This window comes from Fortiea sp. LEGE XX443 (assembly GCF_015206815.1).
Taxonomy (GTDB): domain Bacteria; phylum Cyanobacteriota; class Cyanobacteriia; order Cyanobacteriales; family Nostocaceae; genus Nostoc_B.
This window is the reverse complement of sequence record NZ_JADEXZ010000043.1, coordinates 29,851-50,533: the sequence shown is the minus strand read 5'-3', so window position 1 is coordinate 50,533 and position 20,683 is coordinate 29,851. Positions and strand designations below refer to the sequence as shown.

The following is a 20,683-nucleotide window of genomic DNA, read 5'->3' as shown; positions in this document are numbered from 1 at the left end:
TGTTGGATGAGGATCTCTTGCCAAATGTTTAAGAATTTGTAATTCTACATCCATTGCCCTACTTTCCTTCCAGAGTTTTTTCTTTTCATCCTTTTATTCAGAATACTCGGAAAGTGACAGAAGAGGGCTAATTATACAGTTCGCAAAAATTACCCAACAATAACGTTTTCTTTTTAAAAGTGCTAGACTAAGGTTATGTGCTTACCTAAGTATATCTAGCAAAACTTACTTAGGGCTACTGCTAAGAAACTCTAAAAATTTGTGAAAGTCAAAACTGTTTCCTGTGGTAATGCGATCGCAGCAATCAAAACAGTCTGTATTCCGATTTTGCTAAGACTGTTTCGCATTCCTGAGAAAAACTTAGTGCTAGTTACCCCAGCTATAGGCGATTTTGCATAAATCCTAACTAAAAGTTGACAAAAAGCAGTACATTTGTGACTGTGACTTAGTAAACTGCTTAAGTAACGGGGAAACTGTTCTAAAAAATGAGCTTGAGAGCTCGAAATAGGCAGCAGATGATTAGTATCCAGTTTAATGAAAGTCGTAAAATCAATCTATTGCGGCATCACCAGTTTGTTTTAGTATAAAAGTTTTCATTAGTCAACTCTAATGCTACATTATGGACACGGTGATATACGAACTTATACTTATAAATAGGTTGTCTCTTGAGCAGCAAGTTAGCTAAAAAGAAAACAAAAGATGAAAAAAAATGTATCTCTCATCAAAAACCTAGAGCGGATAGGAGTGCGGAAAATCTAAAATAGATATTAAATTGAAAAAAACAACGACCATCGACAAACGTTAGTCCATATTTACCTTCTGCAAAGCGTCGCCAGGTTGTTACCAGTGCTGAAACACGATTACATGCAAGTTTCCCAGGATCAGCCTAATTATTTAGAGGCTCCACTCCAGTTGTTGCTGTTTGTCGATGGACGGCCTCAGTCCCGGCAACAAGTACAGCGAATACGTGCTTACTTAAAAGAATTGCAAGCTGATTATAGCTTTGAAGTTCAAATTATCGATGTCGGTCAACAACCATATCTGGCAGAACATTTTAAGTTGGTGGCTACGCCAGCTTTGATCAAAATTCATCCGGAACCCAGACAAGTTTTGGCTGGAAGTAATATTATTGCTCAATTGAAAAACTGGTGGCCACGTTGGCAAGCTGCTGTAGATGCTTATTTAAAATTGCAAGAGGATTTTCAAGAACGTATAGATGATAATGGTCGGGTGTCCCCAGCTAAATCAACAATTACTTCTGTTGCTGTTTCTGCGGAACTGATAAAACTTTCAGACGAAATTTTTCGTTTGAAACAAGAAAAAGAGAAACTTCAGGAGCAGCTACAATTTAAAGACCGAGTAATTGCGATGTTGGCGCACGACCTCCGTAATCCCCTAACAGCTGCGGCGATCGCTATTGAAACGCTTCAATCTAACTACAATGTAGAAGCAGGTGAATTTCAGCGCTTGAAACCAGCAATGGCAGCGCATCTGCTAAAGCAAGCTCGCAGTCAAATAAAAATAATTGATCGGTTGATTGCTGATTTATTGCAAGTAGGCCGGGGTAGCGATAAAGAGTTGCCAATTATACCTCAAAAAATCGACCTAGGACAACTCTGTTTAGAAGTGCTAGAGGAACTGCGCGATCGCTACACAGCTAAATCCCAAGTACTAGAAACAGATATTCCTACAGACTTACCTAACGTTTATGCCGACCCAGAACGCATCCGCCAAGTATTAGTAAATCTGTTAGATAATGCAATTAAATATACACCTGCTGGTGGTAAAATCACTATTTCAGGATTGCACCGTACTACCCAAAAAGTTCAGTTTAGTGTCGGCGATACTGGCCCTGGTATTCCTTTAGAAAGCCGCGATCTCATTTTTGAAAACCACTTCCGCTTGCAAAGAGATGAAAGTACCGATGGATATGGCATTGGTCTTTGTTTATGCCAGCGCATTGTTCGGGCGCATTATGGTCAAATTTGGGTAGATTCTACTCCCAATGGTGGAGCATGGTTCCACTTCACATTGCCAGTCTATCCGTTTTAGGGACTTCCATCTAAAAAAATATCCTATCGCTAAGTAGGCAGGGGGGAGACAGAAGAGGAATAAATTGGATAATTTATTTTCTGGGAGTCCCTAAGGGAAGAATCATATTGATTACGTACAATTGTCAACACCGTTTAGCTGCTGATGGGTTGCCAATAGGATGTAAATCTGCTTCCCAAATACTGATGTAAATCAAATCACAATTCTGACGCACAATTTGTCCCTTCACAGAACCTAAATCAAAACTAAAATCATCTCTCTGACGCTGTTGAATTTGTTGTAGTCCTTGCTGAATTTGTGAATTGACTTGACCATTGAGCATTCCACCTAAAGTATTTTGCATAACATCTGGGTCTACTGATTGAGCAAAAGCTACCTCAGTTTGCACTAACCTTCCCGAATTTCGGTCGAATAAATACCCCAAGTCAATTTGATTTGGAACTAATTTATAGGTGACAGCACGAGTATTCCCCCACAAGCCTCTCAAATCTCTACTTTTTCTTCCGAGAGTGGCTTCTACGGTTCTTCTGTCTGTACCTGGAGGAAATGCGGGAACCCTTGGACGATTTGTTGTACTTTCTTTTTTTTTATTATCTGGCTTGTCTTGTTGTATTGCAGGTGCTTCCCTTGTAGGAACTACGGCAGGTTGTGTATCTGGTGTGTTGGTTGAATTAGGCGTATCTGTTACTACAGGCTGCTCGTCAGTTTGTACTGGAGATTCGTTTGCAGAATTAGAGTCGGTTGTGTCATTGTTAGCAGACAAAGGTGCAGAATTTATTGGCTGCTGAGGAGCGATGTCAGGTGTAACAGAAAATGGTGGCGAAACAGCAGGCTGATTATTGGCTTCTAGAGATGGAATAGGAGATGCTGGGGAGTCGGAATTTGTAATGATGGGTACTTCTGACTGTTGCGGACGAGTCAAGCGAGAAATTCCTATTCCAGCAATTAAACCAGCCACTATCAAACCACCAAATATCCAAATAGGTTTTTGGGGATTTCGAGGAGGAATTCTTGGGGGGGTAGAAAATGCCTGAGTTTGCTGAGTTGATGCAGTCGCAGCAGGACTCAAGCTGATAGTAGCGGATGTAGAAATATTACTCGTAGAGTTTAAAGCATAGAGCATTTTACTAGCAGTGCTGTAGCGATCGCTCGCTTGGGGTTTAATCGCCTGATTCAGCACCATTGCTAACTGCGGCGAAACTTGCGGCGCGTCATTTTGCCAAAGAATCTCCCCACTTTGCTGATTAGTTGGTAATTCTGAAGGCTGTTTACCAGTTAATAAATAAATTGCTGTTAAGCCTAAACTATAGATATCTGTAGCGTAAACTGGTCTTCCTATTGCTTGTTCGCTAGACATATATCCCGGCGTACCAATCACCAGCGATTGAGTCGGATATCCGGGTTTAGTGGCTACTGTACGTAGGGTTTCTTTAACTGCACCGAAATCAATCAAAACTGGTTTGCTATCAACAGAGCGCAGAATAATATTATCTGGTTTGATATCGCGGTGAATGATGCCTTTGCTATGCACATAATCCAATACTGATAGTAAACTCAAGAGAATTTCTCGGACTATGGTTTCACTTTGGCATCCTCTAGTTTCGATAAGATTGGTTAAAGTTTGACCATGAATCCATTCTTGCACCAGATAAAACTGTCCATTCTCCGAAAAATAGGCGTGTAGTCTGGGAATTTGGTCACTACTGTCGCCCAAATGCTCTAAAGTTGCGGCTTCCCTTTCAAACCTTTGTTGAATCATTTCATAGGTTTGAGGATCATTGGCAATTGGTTTGAGTTGCTTGATGACACAGCGACGGCGAGAAGGCATATGAGTATCTTCTGCCAAAAAGGTTTCCCCAAATCCACCAGCACCGAGTACCTGGATAACTTGATAGCGATTATTTAGTAGGATTGTGGTCATGAACAGTTAAATATGTCCGCCATCTCTCAATTTACATCACGATGTCAAGGCAGATGATGTTCCCGCGTGAGACTACGAGGGTGTTTATAAAATAAATATTAAGGTGAGTGGGTCACGGCTTTGTTGTCACTCACCATTTTATTTATATGGTAGTACGTTAGATGTTAATCAATTCTTATGGCAAAAGATAGATTTCATAATATTGTCAGAAATGCTTTAGAAAAAGATGGTTGGAAGATTACGGCTGACCCTTATGAAATTAATTTAGATGATGTAGATTTTGAGATTGATTTAGCAGCAGAGCAACTTTTAGCCGCAGAACAAGAGGGAAGAAAAATAGCGGTGGAGATTAAAAGTTTTATTAGTCCATCGAATGTTTCAGAATTTCATACCGCTTTAGGACAGTTTTTAAACTATCGAGATGCTTTAGATAAAATTGAATCAGATCGCCTACTTTATTTAGCAGTTCGCGCACCAATTTATCAAAGTTTTTTTCAACGAAAATTTATTGCCTCGGCAGTTAAAAAATATCAATTGCGATTGATGATTTACGATGTACAAGAAGAGGTGATTAGTCAATGGCTATAGAACAATATCGGCAATATATTCGACAACTTCTTTCCGAACGGCAAAAGCGATCTGCAATGCAAAGAAATGCCGAAGAGTATGAGGTGCAAACAATTTTTGACGAACAACAAGACCACTATCAATTACTTTATGTTGGCTGGCGGGGAAATAAACGAGATTTTGGCTGTATCTTACATCTTGATATTAAAGAGGGAAAAATTTGGATTCAACATGATGGTACTGAAGAAGGAATTGCCAATCAATTAGTAGAAATGGGAGTACCTAAGCAAGATATTATTTTGGCCTTTCACGAACCATACATACGTCAGTTTACTGAGTTTGGCACTATAAAAACATGAGCAAGGCGATCGCTTCTATGTAACTTGCTCATTTAAAATACAAATAGATGATGTGACAACTAGAGCGATCGCACTGATTTTTTATTGATAAAATTTTCCTAACTTATTACTGTTGCTTTATTGCCATTTTGACTGTTGACACTGGCAACAAACGACGGTTGTTCAGAACTAGAAGTTGATGATTCGCCTCGCCGTTTCTTGTAGCGCTGGTTCTTTGGAACTCCTCCCGCCATGCCGTATTCTACACTGCTTTTACCGTATTTTGTGGCAACTCCTAACAGCATGTGTTCTGCCATATCTCCCAACTCGCCCTCAGTTTCTAGCATTTCCCGGTATACCTTATCTAAGTTAGAAAGAGCAGTGTTGTATAAATTTTCTCTAGTTCGCATTTTTTCTATGAGAATTGAGAATGCAGGTAAAGAAAGTCCATTACCTAAATCTAAGTACGGATCAATTGAATTGAGGCTGGCTGCGCGGCGCACAGAATTTTCTAACACCTTGGAGCTTCTTTTTTTACGAGCCATGATATGTACCTTGGAATACACTACAGTAAATATTCTTTACCTTAAAAAATATCCGTACGGTTCAGCCTGAGAAAATTTCGGCAAATCTGTAATGGCTTTTGCTACACTGAGATATTTTTCGTGAGTGCGGAAAATACCAAAATGAGCAAGCAATCTGGCATTTTGAGAAAGCATTTTGGCATTTTGCTTGCGGAAAATACCAAAATGAGTAAACAATCTGGCATTTTGAGAAAGCATTTTGGCATTTTGCTTGCGGAAAATACCAAAATGAGTAAACAATTTGGCATTTTAAGAAAGCATTTTGGCAAAATTAGAAAGCAATCTGCCTTTTTGTGAATTAAAAACGACTTGAGCAATATTGACATTGCGATCGCCTATAAAAACCTTGTTTTCTCGTGAACAAAGAGATCCCCGACTTCTCAAAGAAGTTGGGGATCTCTGCACAATGTGAGATTAATAGTCCTTAGTGCTTGTCAAAAGAGGTAGGGGAGCAGGGGGGAAAGGGGAAGATTGTTTCCCCTTGCTCCCTTGCTTCTTCGGTAAGTTTGTGAAGTGTCGATGATGTAGTCACATCAGAATTAATGAAGAAATTTTACATCAAGATACTTAAACAAAAGTTAACCACTGCGGCAGCCTTACAAGCTGCTCAGTTGGGAATGTGGCAAGAGCAAGATTATTCTAAACCTTACTATTTGGCTGCTTTTACCTTACAAGGTGAATAGAAGTAGTCTCTAATACTATGGTGATTTGCAGATGAGTGATAGTATATTTTGGGCTTTAAATTGAAAGCCTTGATGATCATGTAATAACTAGAGTCATCGTATTTATACTTAATGCCGTTGACATTTTTCTCTGTGTCGGGTTTTTTCATTAAAAATTCAAACCCGTACAGTACCTAAAAGTATAGTGAAGCAGATACAACTTCGGGGTTAAAAATACTGTTATGACTAAGAGAATGGAATGTCCCCAGAAACCAAGAAGATTTTTCGCAACATTCACCAGTCGCACACCCCTTCTCTTAGTTGGCATGATCGTGTTTGTTGAATCAGGTGCAGGAAATCCTGGGCGTTATACGGTAAAGATTGCCCAACAGCCACCGACAAATTCACCAGATATCAATCGTACTAACGCAGAACAGATTTTTCAAGAAGGGGAAGAGTTACTTAGGCAAGGAACAGCAACATCTCTAAGACAGGCGATCACCAAATTTGAAACCGCCTTGAAGCTATGGCAAAAAGTTAACGATGTTAAACAGCAAGCGATCGCTCTCAACGAGCTTGGTTTTATTTATGATGCCTTGGGAAACAAACAGCAAGCACTAATATTCTTCAAACAATCCTTGCTTTTGAGAAAACAAGCGGGGGATAAAGCCGGAGAAGCTGTGACTCTTAACAACATTGGTAATGTCTACGATGCCTTGGGAGACAAACAGCAAGCGCTCGATTACTATAGCCAGTCCTTGCCTCTATCACGAGAAATGGCGGATAAAAGCGGCGAAGCTATTATTCTCAACAACATCGGCGCTGTCTACAATGCCTTAGGAGATAAACAGCAGGCGCTCAATTATTACAACCAGTCTTTACTTCTGACAAGGCAAGTCAAAGATAAAGTTCAGGAAGCAAAAACCCTCAATAACATCGGCGCTGTCTACGATGCCTCAGGAGATAAACAGCAAGCGCTCATTTTCTATAATCAGTCTCTAACCCTAGCACGGCAAGTAGAGGATAAAACTGGGGAAGCTGTCATTCTCAACAACATCGGCGCTGTTCACGACGCATTGGGAGACAGACAGCAAGCACTCAATTACTACAACCAGTCTCTGCCTTTGAGACGAGAAGTAGGTGATAAAACAGGGGAAGCAGCTACCCTCAACAACATCGGTGGTATCTACGACTCATTAGGCGATAAATCAAAGGCACTCAATTATTACAACCAGTCTCTAGCCTTATCACGAGAAGTTAAAGATAAAGGTGGTGAAGCAACTACCCTCAATAACCTTGGCCGTGTCTACAACGATTTGGGCGATAAACAGCAGGCACTCAAGTACTACAATCAGTCTCTGCCCCTGAGACGACAAGTCGAGGATAAAGGAGGTGAAGCCGTCACCCTCAATAACATCGGCGGTGTCTACAACGATTTGGGCGATAAATCGAAAGCACTCAATTATTACAACCAGTCCCTAGTCTTATCACGACAAGTCGGAGATAAAGCACAAGAAGCCGTCACTCTCAATAACATTGGCGGTATTTACTCTGCATTGGGAGATAGAGAGCAGGCACTCAAATACTACAATCAGTCTCTACCGTTGAGACGGCAAGTAGAGGATAAAACTGGGGAAGCCGTCACTCTCAATAACATCGGACGAATCTACGATGCCTTAGGAGATAAACAGCAAGCACTCAAGTACTACAACCAGTCCATGCCCTTAAGACAGCAAGTAGGTGATCGAACTGGGCAAGCCGTTACTCTCAATAACATTGGCCGTGTCTACGACTCATGGGGAGATAAACAGCAGGCACTCAAGTACTATAACCAGTCTCTACCTTTATCACAACAAGTGGGTGATAAAGCAGGTGAAGCAACCACACTCAACAATATTGGCGGTGTCTACAATGATTTAGGTGATAAGTCAAAGGCACTCAAGTACTACAATCAGTCTCTGCCCTTAAGACGGCAAATGAGGGATCAAGCTGGAGAAGCCGTTACTCTATATAATATTGCCTATTTAGAACGTAACCAAGGCAACCTCAAACAATCCCTAATCCAAATTGAAGCAGCTATCAAGATAATCGAAAACTTACGCACGAAAATCACCAACGAACAATTGCGTACTTCTTACTTCGCCTCACAGCAAAATATTTACCAATTTTCCAATGACTTATTAATGCAGTTGCACAAGCAATACCCCACCCAAGGCTATGATGCTTTAGCACTGCAATCAAGTGAAAAATATCGTTCTCGTAGTTTATTGGATCTACTTACAGAAGCTAACGCTGATATTCGCCAAGGCGTAGAACCAAAACTACTAAAAGCAGAGCGCAACTTACAACAGCGACTGGATGTAACCGAAAAACGCCGTTTAGAACTCTACAACACTGGCCAATACACCCCAGAACAAGCGCAAGTTTTAGAAAATGAACTAGCCTTACTTCACAAAGACTACCAAAATGTACAAGCACAAATCAGAGATATCAGTCCCAAATATGCTGCACTAACTCAACCTCAACCCCTTTCTCTCAAAGAAATTCAACAGCAGGTACTAGACGATAATACTGTGTTGTTGGAATACTCCCTTGGTGAAGAACGCAGCTATTTGTGGGCGGTGAGTAAAACTAGTATGAGCAGCTATGAATTACCCAAACGTGCAGAAATTGAAAAAATTGTTAAGCAATTTAACTATTTATTAAAAATACGCTATTACCGCCTTACTGCGAACAAAGACATAGATGAAAGCTCTGGTTTAGGTGCTTTTCGCAGTTCTGATGTGCTGGAAAAACTCAGTCAAATGCTGTTAAAACCAATCGCTGAAAAAATCAAAAACAAACGCTTGGTTATTGTCAGTGATGGTGCTTTGCAATATCTGCCATTTTCTGCACTACCTGAACCCGGAACAGTAGGTAAAAACATCAAACCCCTGCTAGAGAACCACGAAATTACGTACTTACCTTCAGCTTCTACTCTAGCTGTTATCAGGCGCGAACACAGAGAACGCAAAATTCCTCCCAAAACTTTAGCTGTTATTGCAGATGCCGTATTTAGCAATGATGACGATCGCCTAACTAAGATTAACCATCAGCCCATACCTAAGCAAAGCATTCCATTCATCAATCCAAATTTCTCTTTTGAGCGTTTATCTTTCACTCGCAAAGAAGCCGAGGCAATTTTAGCTTTAGTGACTGATAAATCCCAAACTCTGCAAGCATTAGACTTTGCCGCTAACCGCGCTTTTGTTACTAGTTCACAACTCAGTGACTACCGCATTATACATTTTGCCACACACGGCATTTTGGATACGGAAAACCCAGCATTATCAGGAGTAGTGCTGTCTCTGTTTAACGAAAAAGGCAGAGTGGAAAATGGTTTTTTGCGTCTGCAAGATATCTTCAACCTCAAACTCCCCGCCGAATTGATAGTCCTCAGTGCTTGTGAAACTGGCTTAAGCAAAGAAATCAAAGGCGAAGGATTAGTTGGTTTAGCCAGGGGATTTATGTATGCGGGTAGCCCTCGTGTGTTGGTAAGTATGTGGAGTGTGGATGATGAAGCGACATCAGAATTGATGAAGCGGTTTTACACCAAAATACTAAAACAGAGATTAACACCTGCTGCGGCACTGCGAGCCGCCAGGTTGGAATTGTGGAAAGATGAGAAGTATTCTGCACCTTATTATTGGGCTGGCTTTACTTTACAAGGTGAGTGGAGGTAATAATAATTGATCATTCGTAATGACACTCATTTCTCAGGAATGATTGCCATATACGAAATCACTTCAAATCAAGTAAGCCTTCTTCCTTTAATTTGGGATTAAAGCGGAGTTGCATTTGCAAACCACGAGATTCTAGAATTTTTAAAATTTCTGTTTCTACTCGCCGTGCTACATTCTTAATAACTTTTATTTGTGCTAACTCATCATTAGCTGGATTTTGATAATTCACCTGCTCTTCTGGTGTCATTACGCTTTTAACATTGATGGGTTGAGTCCATTTTTCTTTATTCTCCCCATTTCCTAAGGGAATACTGCCATTCTCTGCAATCCACCCATTCTCAATATTTTCTAAAACTGTACGACTGGGACGTTCAATAGTTTGAACTTTCACCCAGTAACATTGTTTTGGTCGACGGACTAAATGTTGTTTCAAGCTCAAATAAACATCACGAGAATATCCTACAAATTGTAGTAATTTATTTTGGTCAAAGATAGCATACACGCCTATTTTTCCTTGAAATATTTCAGGTAATTGACCTTCTGCGTCAATGTAAGGAAAATATTCTAGAGTTGTTAAAGATGGAGTATTCGTTTCGTTATTCATATATCACAACAGATTCTAAAAATACTAGCAATTGGCAATTTGGTATTAAATAATTGGAGCATAATTTTTAGACCGAAGTCAAAAGAAAAAGGCAAAAGAAACTTTTCTTCTGCCTTTTTGATTAATTATTAACTTTTGATTTACATATCGAAATCATCGTCGTCATCTTCATCTTCCTCATATTCATCCTCGTCTTCATCAGGTATGAGATCATGGACTTCATCGGCAATCAAATCATCTTCATCGATTATCGATCCTGTAAGCCGACTACCAAATGTACCTTCTGTTAGAGAAGGGGTATCTAAATTGTAGGCACGAGCAGTGCGATCGTCTAACACCATATCCAGTGGATCATCAACTTCATCCAGGACACTGGTAGTTTCAAGAGTTGCGTAATCATCGATCGCACCAGGTTCATCATAGGTATTGTATCCCGTACCCGCTGGAATCAATCGTCCGATAATTACGTTCTCTTTCAAACCCCGCAGCCAATCAGATTTACCTTCAATAGCAGCTTCAGTAAGTACCCGTGTTGTTTCTTGGAAAGATGCAGCCGAGATAAAGCTATCAGTGTTTAATGATGCTTTGGTGATACCTAACAATACTGGTGTATATTGCGCCCTAGCACCACCTGTAATTGCCATTGCTTCGTTCACCTGCTCAACTTGGCGTAATTCCACCAACTCACCGGGAAGCATAGTGGTGTCACCACCATCATCAATCCGCACTTTATTGGTCATTTGGCGTACAATCACTTCAATGTGCTTATCGGCAATATCAATACCTTGGGACTGATACACCAATTGCACTTCATTCACTAAGAATGTTTGTACCTTCTGCAAAGCATGGCTAGCACAAGCGTAAACTCCATCTTCAGAACCCAAACTGAAGAATATTTCCAAAATTTCGTGGGGGTTGGATGGGCCATCGGTGATGGGTTGTCCGGCTAATACATGGGAGCCGTCTGGGACTATCAGGTTTTGTCCTGGGCCAAGGGGATAATCGCTGACTACGCCATTAGATTCTACAACTTTGACAGCGATCGCTTCATCGCCATCACCATAGACGACCTTGACTTCTCCAGCCCGCCGGACTAAAATACACGCCTCTTTTGGTTTACGCGCTTCCAGAAGTTCTTCAATCCGTGGCAAACCTTGAATGATGTCCCCAGTTTTTGCCCGTTCAAATACCAACAGTACTAAGTTATCACCGCGCTGTACTAAGTCGCCGTCTTCTATTTGCAATACTGCGCCGGGGCTGACTCGGTAAGGACGACCAGCACGAATACTAACAGCATAGTTCTGAGTACTGAGTGCTGATTGATCTCCTGTTGCTGCTGGAGTAGAATTTTTAATCTCCACAACTTCGCCAGATTCTTCTGCAAAGACTCCCGGAGCAATCTGCGCCCCTTCTACCAGCAAATCACCAACTTTTACTTTGGGTTGAGCAGCAGTAGTCATCGAGATCATGTCACTGTGGCGCAGTACTAAGCAACGGCGGACATTTTCGCTGCCTTTCTTCACACCCCGCACAATACCACCTTCTTTACACAAGATTTGGGTACTTGCAACCACTGCACCAGGGGCAATGCTTTTCCCATCCTGGACTTCTAGTGTTGTCTGGGTACTACCTTGGGTAGCATCAGCGGTAATGTCACGCCGAATTACTAATGACTCCAAAATTACTAGCTGCAAGCGCTGTACATTGGGGTCTTCTACATCGGCAATTAATTCAATATCTGCTGCTAGGGGAGAAGCATTATGGTCTTGTTCACCTTCCTGCTCGATTTCTAACACCAGTTGAGTGCGTAACAGTTCCACGCCTTCCACAGATTTGACACGTTCAGCATCTTTGTAGGGTAGTCGCTGCACTGCTCGCAATTGAATTGAACGTCCGGTTTGCTGACTCACAGATGTGGTAGATGGTACATCTGGTGTATTGGGTACGGCAAATTCAACTACGGGACGGCTCAATAATGCCGGGCCTTCTGGAGAGTCTACGTACTGGATGTAGCGCAATTCCGTAACAGTTTGACCTAACAATTCTTCCCCAGGCTGAACAAAAGTGTTATCTTTGCCGATCACTGCTTCTGGATCGTCCACCATCAGTAGTTCGCCGGGTTTGATTACCACTTCCCGCAGAATGTCGTTTTTCTGAGTGACTTCTACTACACCACTGTTTTGGCAGAAGATATCTTTGACAACTTCCGAGCCAGCTTCGACAAACTGACCATCTTCTACCAACAGTAAGGAGATATCTTTATTGACTTCATGGGTTTCTTCGGGAATCCACAGGATTGTACCTCCCTGTACGACTTCGTAACCTTGCTTGGCTTTACCTTTTTTCTGAACTTCAACGCCCGCAAATTTGAGAAAGCCACCAGTGTTAGTGCGATAGCGGTCATCAATTAATTCGGCAACTACTTGACCATTTTGGACTTTTGTGCCAGGGGTAGCCCGGAGGTTAAATTCCTGGTTATTCCCGGTGGATATGAGGTAATTGTTCCGCCCTTGGGAACTATTAACAGTGATGGTTGCTTGGTCTAGAACTACCGAAGCGGTAATAATTTCAATTTCTCTGGTACTCTTACCTGGGGTAGCTTCTGGTAAGCGCACCACACCACCATGCTGACTGGTCAGCTTGGTTTCTGCTAAAATGCCATTACTAGCGATGCGATCGCCATTTTTAACTACCAATTCGGCACCAGGGGGCAAGTTATAAACTTCCCCTGATAAAATCCAAATCAAACCACCTCGTGAGGCTGTGGTTGTGGTGTTCCCTTGACGGTCTGTTTTTTGTTCTGCAACTACGTCAGCAAACTTGACTTCCCCAGCTAAGTCAGTGGCCACATCTTTAACCGCTTTTTCGGTGTTGGTACGAGTTGTCCGTCCCCCAATGGCTACTTCTGCCAGTAATTGTCCTTGTTTTACCTGCTGGCCATCAACTATATATAGTGTGGAACCTTGGGTAACTTGGATTTCTTGACTAACTGGAGTTTCGGAACCTTCTTTCTTTGGCTCTAACATCAAGATGCCATTGGCTTCCACATACAAGGCATCTTCACCGTGGCGGGTGCGATAAGGTCTTGTCCGCAATTTGCGCGGAATCTTGACTGTACCTGCGATTTTCGAGCGTACTTGTTGTGCTACTTCCCCTGTGAACACACCACCCGTGTGGAATGTCCGCATGGTTAGCTGAGTTCCTGGTTCACCAATACTTTGAGCAGCGATAATCCCGACGGCTTCGCCTAAGTCTACCATCTTGGCGTGAGCTAAACTCCAACCGTAACAGTGTTGACAAACCGAACGTGCTGCTTCACAAGTCAGAGGCGATCGCACTACAACTTCTGTCACTCCGCTTGATTGAATTGCTTTGGCCAAGTCATCAGAAATCGGACTATTCCGTGGTGCAATGATTTCTCCAGTAGTAGGATGTACTACATCTTCGCCGATCACCCGTCCCATCAAGCGTGTCGCTAAAGGAATCAACGTTTTGCTTCCTTCTGTCATCGACCGCACAGTCAGGCCTCTAGTAGTACCGCAATCGAATTCCCGAACAATCACATCCTGAGATACGTCTACTAAACGGCGAGTAAGATAACCAGAGTCAGCAGTACGCAACGCCGTATCTACCAATCCTTTACGCGCACCATAAGAAGAAATAATATATTCCGTTACAGTCAGACCTTCCCGGAAGTTAGTTTTAATCGGTAAATCAATAATTTCCCCTTGCGGATCTGCCATCAGTCCCCGCATCCCTACTAACTGACGAACTTGGGAAATATTACCCCGCGCCCCAGAAAACGCCATCATGTACACGGAGTTGAGAGGATTAGTTTTTTTGAAATGGACAACTACCTCGTCTTTGAGCGCTTCACTAGTACCATTCCAAGTATCAATTACTTTTTGGAAGCGTTCAACTTCTGTAATTTCTCCCCGTTGGTAACGCGCTTCTGTAGCCCGAATTTCCTCTTCTGCCGCTTCCAGTAGACTGCGCTTACTAGGTGGCACCATCAAATCATCAACGCTGATTGACACGCCGGCTCTAGTAGCATAACGGAAACCTAAATCTTTCAGTTTATCCGCCATAACTGCGGTTCGTGCCGTCCCGTAGTGAGTAAACGCCCAAGAAATTAAATTTCTCAACTGACCTTTGTCAACTACGCGATTGCGAAAAACTTTTTTTTCGTTATTCATTAGTCAATAATCCTTAGTCATTAATAATTAATAATTCGTAATTCGTAATTCGTAATTAATTCTTCAATTACGAATTACGAATTAGAAATTACGAATTAACTTGCCAGTGCTTCCTGAATTGCCTTGTTATAAATCACTCGGCCAGGTGTTGTGCGTATGTACTGAGAAACTAAATTTCCTTGAGAGTCTTCTCGAACTCGGCGGAACTTATACATGAGTGTCCGACTACCATCACTGTTATCGGTCACTTCTAAAGGTTCTGTATCCGGTTGGTCTGATTCAATTTCACCGTCAAACCGCACATAGATATAGGCGTGTAAGTCTATTTGCTGTTGCTCAAAAGCCATAATTACGTCCTCTAGGGAGGCAAAGTACTTACCAGCACCTTTCGTAGCATGAGGATTTTCTGCGGTTAAGTAGTATGCCCCCAATACCATATCTTGACTGGGAGTGATTATAGGCTTACCTGTAGCTGGCGACAAAATATTGTTAGAAGCCAGCATCAACAACCGTGCTTCTGCTTGACTTTCTAAGGACAGTGGTACGTGTACCGCCATTTGGTCTCCATCAAAGTCAGCGTTAAATGCCGGACACACCAAAGGATGTAATTGAATTGCTCGTCCTTCTACCAAAATCGGTTCAAAAGCTTGAATCCCCAAACGGTGCAGGGTCGGCGCTCGGTTTAGCATGACTGGGTGTCCTTCGATTACCTCTTCCAAGACATCCCAAACACTCGGATCATTACGAGATATCAGCTTCTTAGCAGCTTTAATGTTATTTACCATCCCACTGCGAATCAGGCGATTAATGACAAATGGCTGAAATAGCTCAATTGCCATTTCTCTAGGCAAACCACATTGGTGAATCTTCAGCTTTGGCCCGACCACAATTACCGAGCGTCCAGAGTAGTCAACCCGTTTACCCAACAAGTTTTGGCGGAATCGTCCTTGCTTACCCTCGATAATGTCAGACAAAGATTTCAAAGGTCGGTTATTGGCTCCTACAACCGTTCGACCCCGACGACCATTATCAATCAAAGCGTCTACTGCCTCTTGCAGCATTCGCTTCTCGTTCCGCACAATAATTTCTGGTGCTAATATCTCCTGTAGGCGTGCCAGACGATTGTTGCGGTTAATAACGCGTCTATATAAATCATTCAAGTCGCTAGTAGCAAAGCGTCCACCATCTAGTTGCACCATTGGGCGTAAGTCAGGCGGAATCACGGGGATAACTGTCATCACCATCCATTCTGGTTTAGAACCAGTAGCGATGAAATTATCAATTACCCGCAGACGTTTAATCAGCTTGGCTCGCTTTTGTCCTTTGGCGGCACTAATTTCTTCACGTAAACTTTCCGCTTCTTGCTCTAAATTAATGTCAGCCAGCAAGCGCAATAGTGCTTCAGCACCAATACCTACTTCTACTCCTTGTAAAGTAGAATCTTCACTGTAGATTTGGTCTTCTATTTCCAACCACTGGTCTTCACTCAGTAGTTGTTTGTAGGTTAAGGTTTCGGCGTTACCAGGGCTGAGAACAACATAAGAGTTGAAATAAACTATCTGCTCCACATCCCGCAAGGGCATATCTAACAGGATGGCAATATAACTGGGTATGCCTTTGAGATACCAAACGTGGGCTACGGGGGCTGCAAGTTTTATATACCCCATGCGATGGCGGCGCACCCTAGATTCAGTGACTTCTACGCCACACCGCTCACAAACAATTCCTCTGTGGCGAACTCTCTTATACTTACCACAATGACATTCCCAATCTTTCGCCGGGCCAAAGATGCGTTCGCAAAATAGGCCATCCATCTCTGGCTTGAGAGTACGGTAATTAATCGTCTCTGGTTTGGTGACTTCACCGACTAATTGACCATTGGGCAAGGTGCGTTCTCCCCATTGCCGAATGCGTTCTGGCGATGCCAAGCCAATTTTTACGTAGTCAAACTGATTAGTTTGGGCTGGTCTCATCTTTCTAATTCGTAATTCGTAATTAACAATTTCTAATTCGTAATTAACAATTTCTAATTCGTAATTCGTGATTAATTCTTCAATTACGAACTACCCTTCGGGTTCGGGAGTTTGCCATCGACGCAAAGCGCCAAGACGGCAACTCCCTCACGAATTAGCAATTACGAATTATTACTCGTCGTCTTCCAGCGATTCACGGGATAGAGATTCGTAGGTAGGTCGCGGTGGTGTGCGTCGAGCTGATTGGTCTGCCATTAAATCAACTTCTACATCTAAAGAACTTCCATCTGTTTGGGTTTCTACTTTGTGAACAGCAATATCTAAGCCTAAGGATTGCAGTTCTCGCATTAACACCTTAAATGATTCAGGTGTTCCTGGTCTTGGGATGGCTTTACCTTTAACGATCGCATTTAGCGCTTCATTCCGCCCCTGCATATCGTCAGATTTAACTGTGAGCAATTCTTGCAAGGTGTAAGCTGCACCAAAGGCTTCCAATGCCCACACTTCCATTTCTCCGAATCTCTGGCCACCTTGTTGGGCTTTACCTCCCAAAGGTTGCTGGGTAACCAAGGAGTAAGGGCCTGTGGAACGGGCATGGATTTTGTCATCCACCAAATGTACCAACTTCAGCATGTAAGCCACGCCGATGGTAATTGGTCTATCAAAGGGTTCGCCAGTGCGTCCATCAAACACCATGATTTTGCCAGGATCATCTGGGTTGTATACCCAGTCTCTACCCGTTTCGTCCCTTGCTTCTTGCAATTTGCCATGCACAATTCTGCGGGATGACTCTTCGCCATACATTTCATCGAAGGGAGTAATCTTAAATCTCACTCCCAAGGTATGACCAGCCCAACCCAATAAACATTCAAATACTTGCCCCACATTCATCCGACTGGGTACACCCAAAGGGTTAAGTACGATATCTACTGGTGAACCATCGGGTAAGTAAGGCATATCTTCCAGGGGCAATATCCGAGAAATAATTCCTTTATTGCCGTGGCGACCTGCCATTTTGTCCCCAACTTGAATTTTCCGCTTCTGGGCGACATATACCCGCACTACCATATTGGCTCCGGGTGGCAGTTCATCGCCTTGTTCACGGGTAAACAAGCGCACGTCAACTACCCGACCTTTTTCACCATTAGGCACACGCAATGAATTATCTCGCACATCCCGCGCTTTTTCTCCGAAGATGGCACGTAGGAGTTTTTCTTCTGGGGGTTGGTCAGATTCCCCTTTGGGTGTGACTTTCCCTACCAAAATATCTCCTGATTCTACCCATGCCCCAATGCGGATGATTCCCTGTTCATCCAACTGGCGTAAAGCATCTTCCCCGACGTTGGGAATTTCTCTGGTGATTTCTTCTGGGCCTAGTTTTGTTTGTCTCGCCTCAATTTCATATTTTTCAATGTGAATTGAGGTGTAAATATCATCTTGTACCAATCGCTCGGAAATCAAAATCGCATCTTCGTAGTTGTAGCCTTCCCAAGGCATATAAGCGACGACGATATTTTGTCCCAGTGCCAATTCTCCTCCTTCTGTCGAGGAGCCATCAGCCAGTACTTGTCCAGCAACGACTCGTTCACCCATCCGCACCAAGGGTTTTTGGTTCAAACAGGTATCTTGGTTAGAGCGTTGGTACTTAGAAACGGTGTACCTAATTTCCGGTGTATTTGGTTTAGGACGGACACGAATTTCTGTGGCATCAACGTAGGTGACATCTCCATCAGTACGGGATACAATCACCATCCCAGAGTCTCTTGCGCCTTGTGCTTCCAAACCTGTACCCACTAAAGGACGCTCTGGTTTGAGCAGTGGTACTGCTTGGCGTTGCATGTTGGAACCCATTAGCGCCCGGTTAGCGTCGTCATGTTCCAAAAAGGGAATCATGCTGGTTGCTACCGATACAATTTGCACTGGAGAAACAGCTACGTAGTCTACTTGCTCTGGCGTTGTGGTGGAGAATTCCTGGCGGTAACGGACTGGTACTTGTGGCCCAATGATGTAACCATTTTCATCCACAGGGATATCCCCAGGTGCTACCCGCAGGTCGTCTTCTTCGTCGGCGGTCATGTAGACGGGAGCCAAATCAAACCTTACTAGTGCGTTCTCTACAGGTCGAAATGGTGTTTCTAAAAAGCCGTACTGGTTGACCCGCGCGTGGGTAGCTAGGGAACCAATCAAACCAGCATTCGGGCCTTCTGGAGTCTCAATTGGGCAAATCCGTCCGTAGTGGGAAGGATGGATATCTCGTACAGCAAACCCTGCCCGTTCTCTCGTTAAACCACCAGGGCCTAGAGCAGAAAGACGGCGTTTGTGCGTCAGTTCTGCTAGAGGACTGGTTTGATCCATGAACTGACTTAATTGGCTAGAACCAAAGAACTCTTTAATTGCTGCGACTAATGGTTTGGGGTTAACTAAGGAAGCGGGAGTTAGGACTTCGGCATCGGATACGGTCATCCGTTCCCGAATAATCCGTTCTAAGCGGTTTAAGCCTACCCGGACTTGGTTTTGCAGCAATTCGCCTACACTTCTGACGCGGCGGTTGCCTAAATGGTCAATGTCGTCAATGCTACCAATGTCGTATTCTAGGTTGATGAGGTAATCAACGGCTGCTAGGATATCGCCGGGAGTCAGGACGCGCATGGTGTCGGGGACTGACAGCCGGAGTTTTTTGTTAAGCTTATACCGACCAACACGACCCAAGTCATAGCGTTTGGGGTCGAAGAAGCGAGAGTCTAGGAGTTGTTGTCCACCTAATACGGTTGGTGGTTCACCGGGGCGGAGTTTACGATACAACTCCATCAGGGCTTCTTCTTCGGAAAACTGCCCTTCTTTTTCGATGGTTTTTTGGAAATATTCGGGGTGGCGGAGGGCATCAAAAATTTCGTTATCTGATAAACCCAAGGCTTTCAGGAGTACCTGGGCTGAAAGTTTGCGGGTTTTGTCGATGCGTACCCATACCAAGTCGTTGCGGTCTGTTTCAAATTTTAGCCATGCTCCCCGGTTAGGGATGAGGCTGGCAGAATAGGTACGTCGCCCGTTTTTGTCAATTTCAGATTTGTAGTAAACTCCAGGCGATCGCACAATTTGGTTGACAATTACCCGCTCGGCTCCGTTAATAATGAACGTGCCGCGATCGGTCATTAAAGGCAAATCACCAATAAATACTTCTTGTTCTTTGATGTCCCCTGTTTCTTTGTTCAACAGGCGTGTGGGGACATACATTTGGACTGCGTAAGTGCTATCCCGCCGTTTGGCTTCTTCAACACTGTACTTTGGCTCCTTAAGTTTATAGTTATGACCTAAAAAGTGCAGTTCTAGTTTGCCTGTATAGTCTGTAATCGGACTAAAAGAGTTCAGTTCTTCGATCAACCCTTCTTCTAAAAACCAGCGAAAGCTTGAACGCTGGATTTCAATCAAGTCGGGCAACAAAAAGGCGGGTTCCAAATATTTGTCGTTACTCATGCCTCTACCTTTGTCAACCTGGTTAAACTTTTAGAGGACACTGTTGTGGTACGTTTTCTTCCACCAGCTAGTGTCCGTAGCTGTTTGGGAACTTCTCCTTGTGTCACCTGATATTTATTCATGCGGGTAACCGCAGCAATTTTTTAATCTGGATGGGATGATTTTGACAAGAGGGGTAAACGCCCTTGAATGCAATTAATAGCTTCTAAAATCGAGCTATTAACTTGATTTCTCAACAACAAAGGGTTGAGATATTTCTGCATTTGATTTACTTTCTTCACTTCCCCTCCCAAAAGCGCGTAAAATGGCTTACGCAGATAGATTTTTATATCTTTAAACACACCGTTTATGTTGACGGTAATATCAAAAGATAGTGATCATGGACTGCGTTGTGTCGGCGTTGAGTCAAAATGGCTTTATTTTGGTGGGTTTTGCTCACAAGACAATTACTTTTAACAATTTTCTATAGTTTTAGATACAAACCAGGGTATATTTTGTCAATTTTTAGCTCAATGTCGGTTGCCACAGTTAGTGATGTATTCAGAGCATCCGTATGTGGAGCGCGGAGGATGGTCAAGTTGATGACAATACAA

The 20,683-nt window shown here is 43.0% G+C and carries 12 protein-coding genes and 1 pseudogene; 6 read left to right on the top strand and 7 right to left on the bottom strand.

The window, feature by feature from the left end:
- The first annotated feature begins 261 nt into the window (after positions 1-261).
- Both IQ259_RS16555 and IQ259_RS16550 read left to right on the top strand, forming a co-directional pair.
- A complete protein-coding gene (locus IQ259_RS16555; protein WP_193886680.1) occupies positions 262-399 on the top strand; it encodes a hypothetical protein in 138 nt (45 codons plus the stop codon).
- A 447-nt stretch (positions 400-846) separates the two neighbouring features.
- On the top strand, positions 847-2,052 hold the full coding sequence (locus IQ259_RS16550; protein WP_193886678.1) for a histidine kinase: 1,206 nt from the start codon (positions 847-849) through the stop codon (positions 2,050-2,052).
- Positions 2,053-2,176: 124 nt separating this feature from the next.
- Here IQ259_RS16550 and IQ259_RS16545 read toward each other — a convergent pair whose 3' ends face one another.
- Positions 2,177-3,973, bottom strand: a complete 1,797-nt coding sequence (locus tag IQ259_RS16545; protein WP_193886676.1) for a serine/threonine-protein kinase — start codon at positions 3,971-3,973, stop codon at positions 2,177-2,179.
- A 177-nt stretch (positions 3,974-4,150) separates the two neighbouring features.
- On the opposite strand from IQ259_RS16545, the gene IQ259_RS16540 reads away from it, so the two are divergent.
- Positions 4,151-4,561: a XisH family protein gene (locus IQ259_RS16540; protein WP_193886674.1), complete on the top strand. Its 411-nt coding sequence runs from the start codon at positions 4,151-4,153 to the stop codon at positions 4,559-4,561.
- Positions 4,552-4,899, top strand: coding sequence for a XisI protein (locus tag IQ259_RS16535; RefSeq protein WP_193886671.1), 348 nt, complete (start codon positions 4,552-4,554; stop codon positions 4,897-4,899). The genes IQ259_RS16540 and IQ259_RS16535 overlap by 10 nt, the downstream gene beginning before the upstream one ends.
- A gap of 98 nt (positions 4,900-4,997) precedes the next feature.
- Here IQ259_RS16535 and IQ259_RS16530 read toward each other — a convergent pair whose 3' ends face one another.
- Together IQ259_RS16530 and IQ259_RS16525 are read right to left on the bottom strand one after the other, a co-directional pair.
- Positions 4,998-5,423 carry a hypothetical protein gene (locus tag IQ259_RS16530; RefSeq protein ID WP_193886668.1) on the bottom strand — a complete coding sequence of 142 codons (426 nt, stop codon included), beginning with the start codon at positions 5,421-5,423 and terminating at the stop codon, positions 4,998-5,000.
- Between the two features lie 36 nt (positions 5,424-5,459).
- Positions 5,460-5,660: a hypothetical protein gene (locus tag IQ259_RS16525; RefSeq protein ID WP_193886666.1), complete on the bottom strand. Its 201-nt coding sequence runs from the start codon at positions 5,658-5,660 to the stop codon at positions 5,460-5,462.
- Between the two features lie 326 nt (positions 5,661-5,986).
- Here IQ259_RS16525 and IQ259_RS16520 point away from each other — a divergent pair.
- Both IQ259_RS16520 and IQ259_RS16515 read left to right on the top strand, forming a co-directional pair.
- A pseudogene (locus IQ259_RS16520) lies at positions 5,987-6,145 on the top strand (CHAT domain-containing protein); the annotation flags it as partial.
- A gap of 221 nt (positions 6,146-6,366) precedes the next feature.
- Positions 6,367-9,846 carry a CHAT domain-containing tetratricopeptide repeat protein gene (locus tag IQ259_RS16515; RefSeq protein WP_193886662.1) on the top strand — a complete coding sequence of 1,160 codons (3,480 nt, stop codon included), beginning with the start codon at positions 6,367-6,369 and terminating at the stop codon, positions 9,844-9,846.
- Positions 9,847-9,904: 58 nt separating this feature from the next.
- On the opposite strand, the gene IQ259_RS16510 is transcribed toward IQ259_RS16515, so the two are convergent.
- From IQ259_RS16510 to rpoB, 4 genes are all read right to left on the bottom strand, one after another.
- Positions 9,905-10,450, bottom strand: a complete 546-nt coding sequence (locus tag IQ259_RS16510) for a GIY-YIG nuclease family protein (protein WP_193886660.1) — start codon at positions 10,448-10,450, stop codon at positions 9,905-9,907.
- Between the two features lie 140 nt (positions 10,451-10,590).
- Positions 10,591-14,646 (bottom strand): DNA-directed RNA polymerase subunit beta'', encoded by a 4,056-nt coding sequence (locus tag IQ259_RS16505; RefSeq protein ID WP_193886658.1) that lies wholly within the window; start codon positions 14,644-14,646, stop codon positions 10,591-10,593.
- A 95-nt stretch (positions 14,647-14,741) separates the two neighbouring features.
- Positions 14,742-16,619, bottom strand: a complete 1,878-nt coding sequence (locus tag IQ259_RS27595) for a DNA-directed RNA polymerase subunit gamma (RefSeq protein WP_193886656.1) — start codon at positions 16,617-16,619, stop codon at positions 14,742-14,744.
- A 171-nt stretch (positions 16,620-16,790) separates the two neighbouring features.
- Positions 16,791-20,090, bottom strand: coding sequence for a DNA-directed RNA polymerase subunit beta (gene rpoB, locus IQ259_RS16495; protein ID WP_193886654.1), 3,300 nt, complete (start codon positions 20,088-20,090; stop codon positions 16,791-16,793).
- Positions 20,091-20,683 lie beyond the last annotated feature (593 nt).

Bases quoted from the DNA above. Each gene is read 5' to 3' on its own strand.
- IQ259_RS16515 (WP_193886662.1), top strand. From the start codon at position 6,367: ATGACTAAGAGAATGGAATGTCCCCAGAAACCAAGAAGATTTTTCGCA.
- rpoB (WP_193886654.1), bottom strand. From the start codon at position 20,090: ATGAGTAACGACAAATATTTGGAACCCGCCTTTTTGTTGCCCGACTTG.
- IQ259_RS16525 (WP_193886666.1), bottom strand. From the start codon at position 5,660: ATGCTTTCTCAAAATGCCAGATTGTTTACTCATTTTGGTATTTTCCGC.
- IQ259_RS27595 (WP_193886656.1), bottom strand. From the start codon at position 16,619: ATGAGACCAGCCCAAACTAATCAGTTTGACTACGTAAAAATTGGCTTG.
- IQ259_RS16505 (WP_193886658.1), bottom strand. From the start codon at position 14,646: ATGAATAACGAAAAAAAAGTTTTTCGCAATCGCGTAGTTGACAAAGGT.
- IQ259_RS16530 (WP_193886668.1), bottom strand. From the start codon at position 5,423: ATGGCTCGTAAAAAAAGAAGCTCCAAGGTGTTAGAAAATTCTGTGCGC.
- IQ259_RS16535 (WP_193886671.1), top strand. From the start codon at position 4,552: ATGGCTATAGAACAATATCGGCAATATATTCGACAACTTCTTTCCGAA.
- IQ259_RS16510 (WP_193886660.1), bottom strand. From the start codon at position 10,450: ATGAATAACGAAACGAATACTCCATCTTTAACAACTCTAGAATATTTT.
- IQ259_RS16540 (WP_193886674.1), top strand. From the start codon at position 4,151: ATGGCAAAAGATAGATTTCATAATATTGTCAGAAATGCTTTAGAAAAA.
- IQ259_RS16545 (WP_193886676.1), bottom strand. From the start codon at position 3,973: ATGACCACAATCCTACTAAATAATCGCTATCAAGTTATCCAGGTACTC.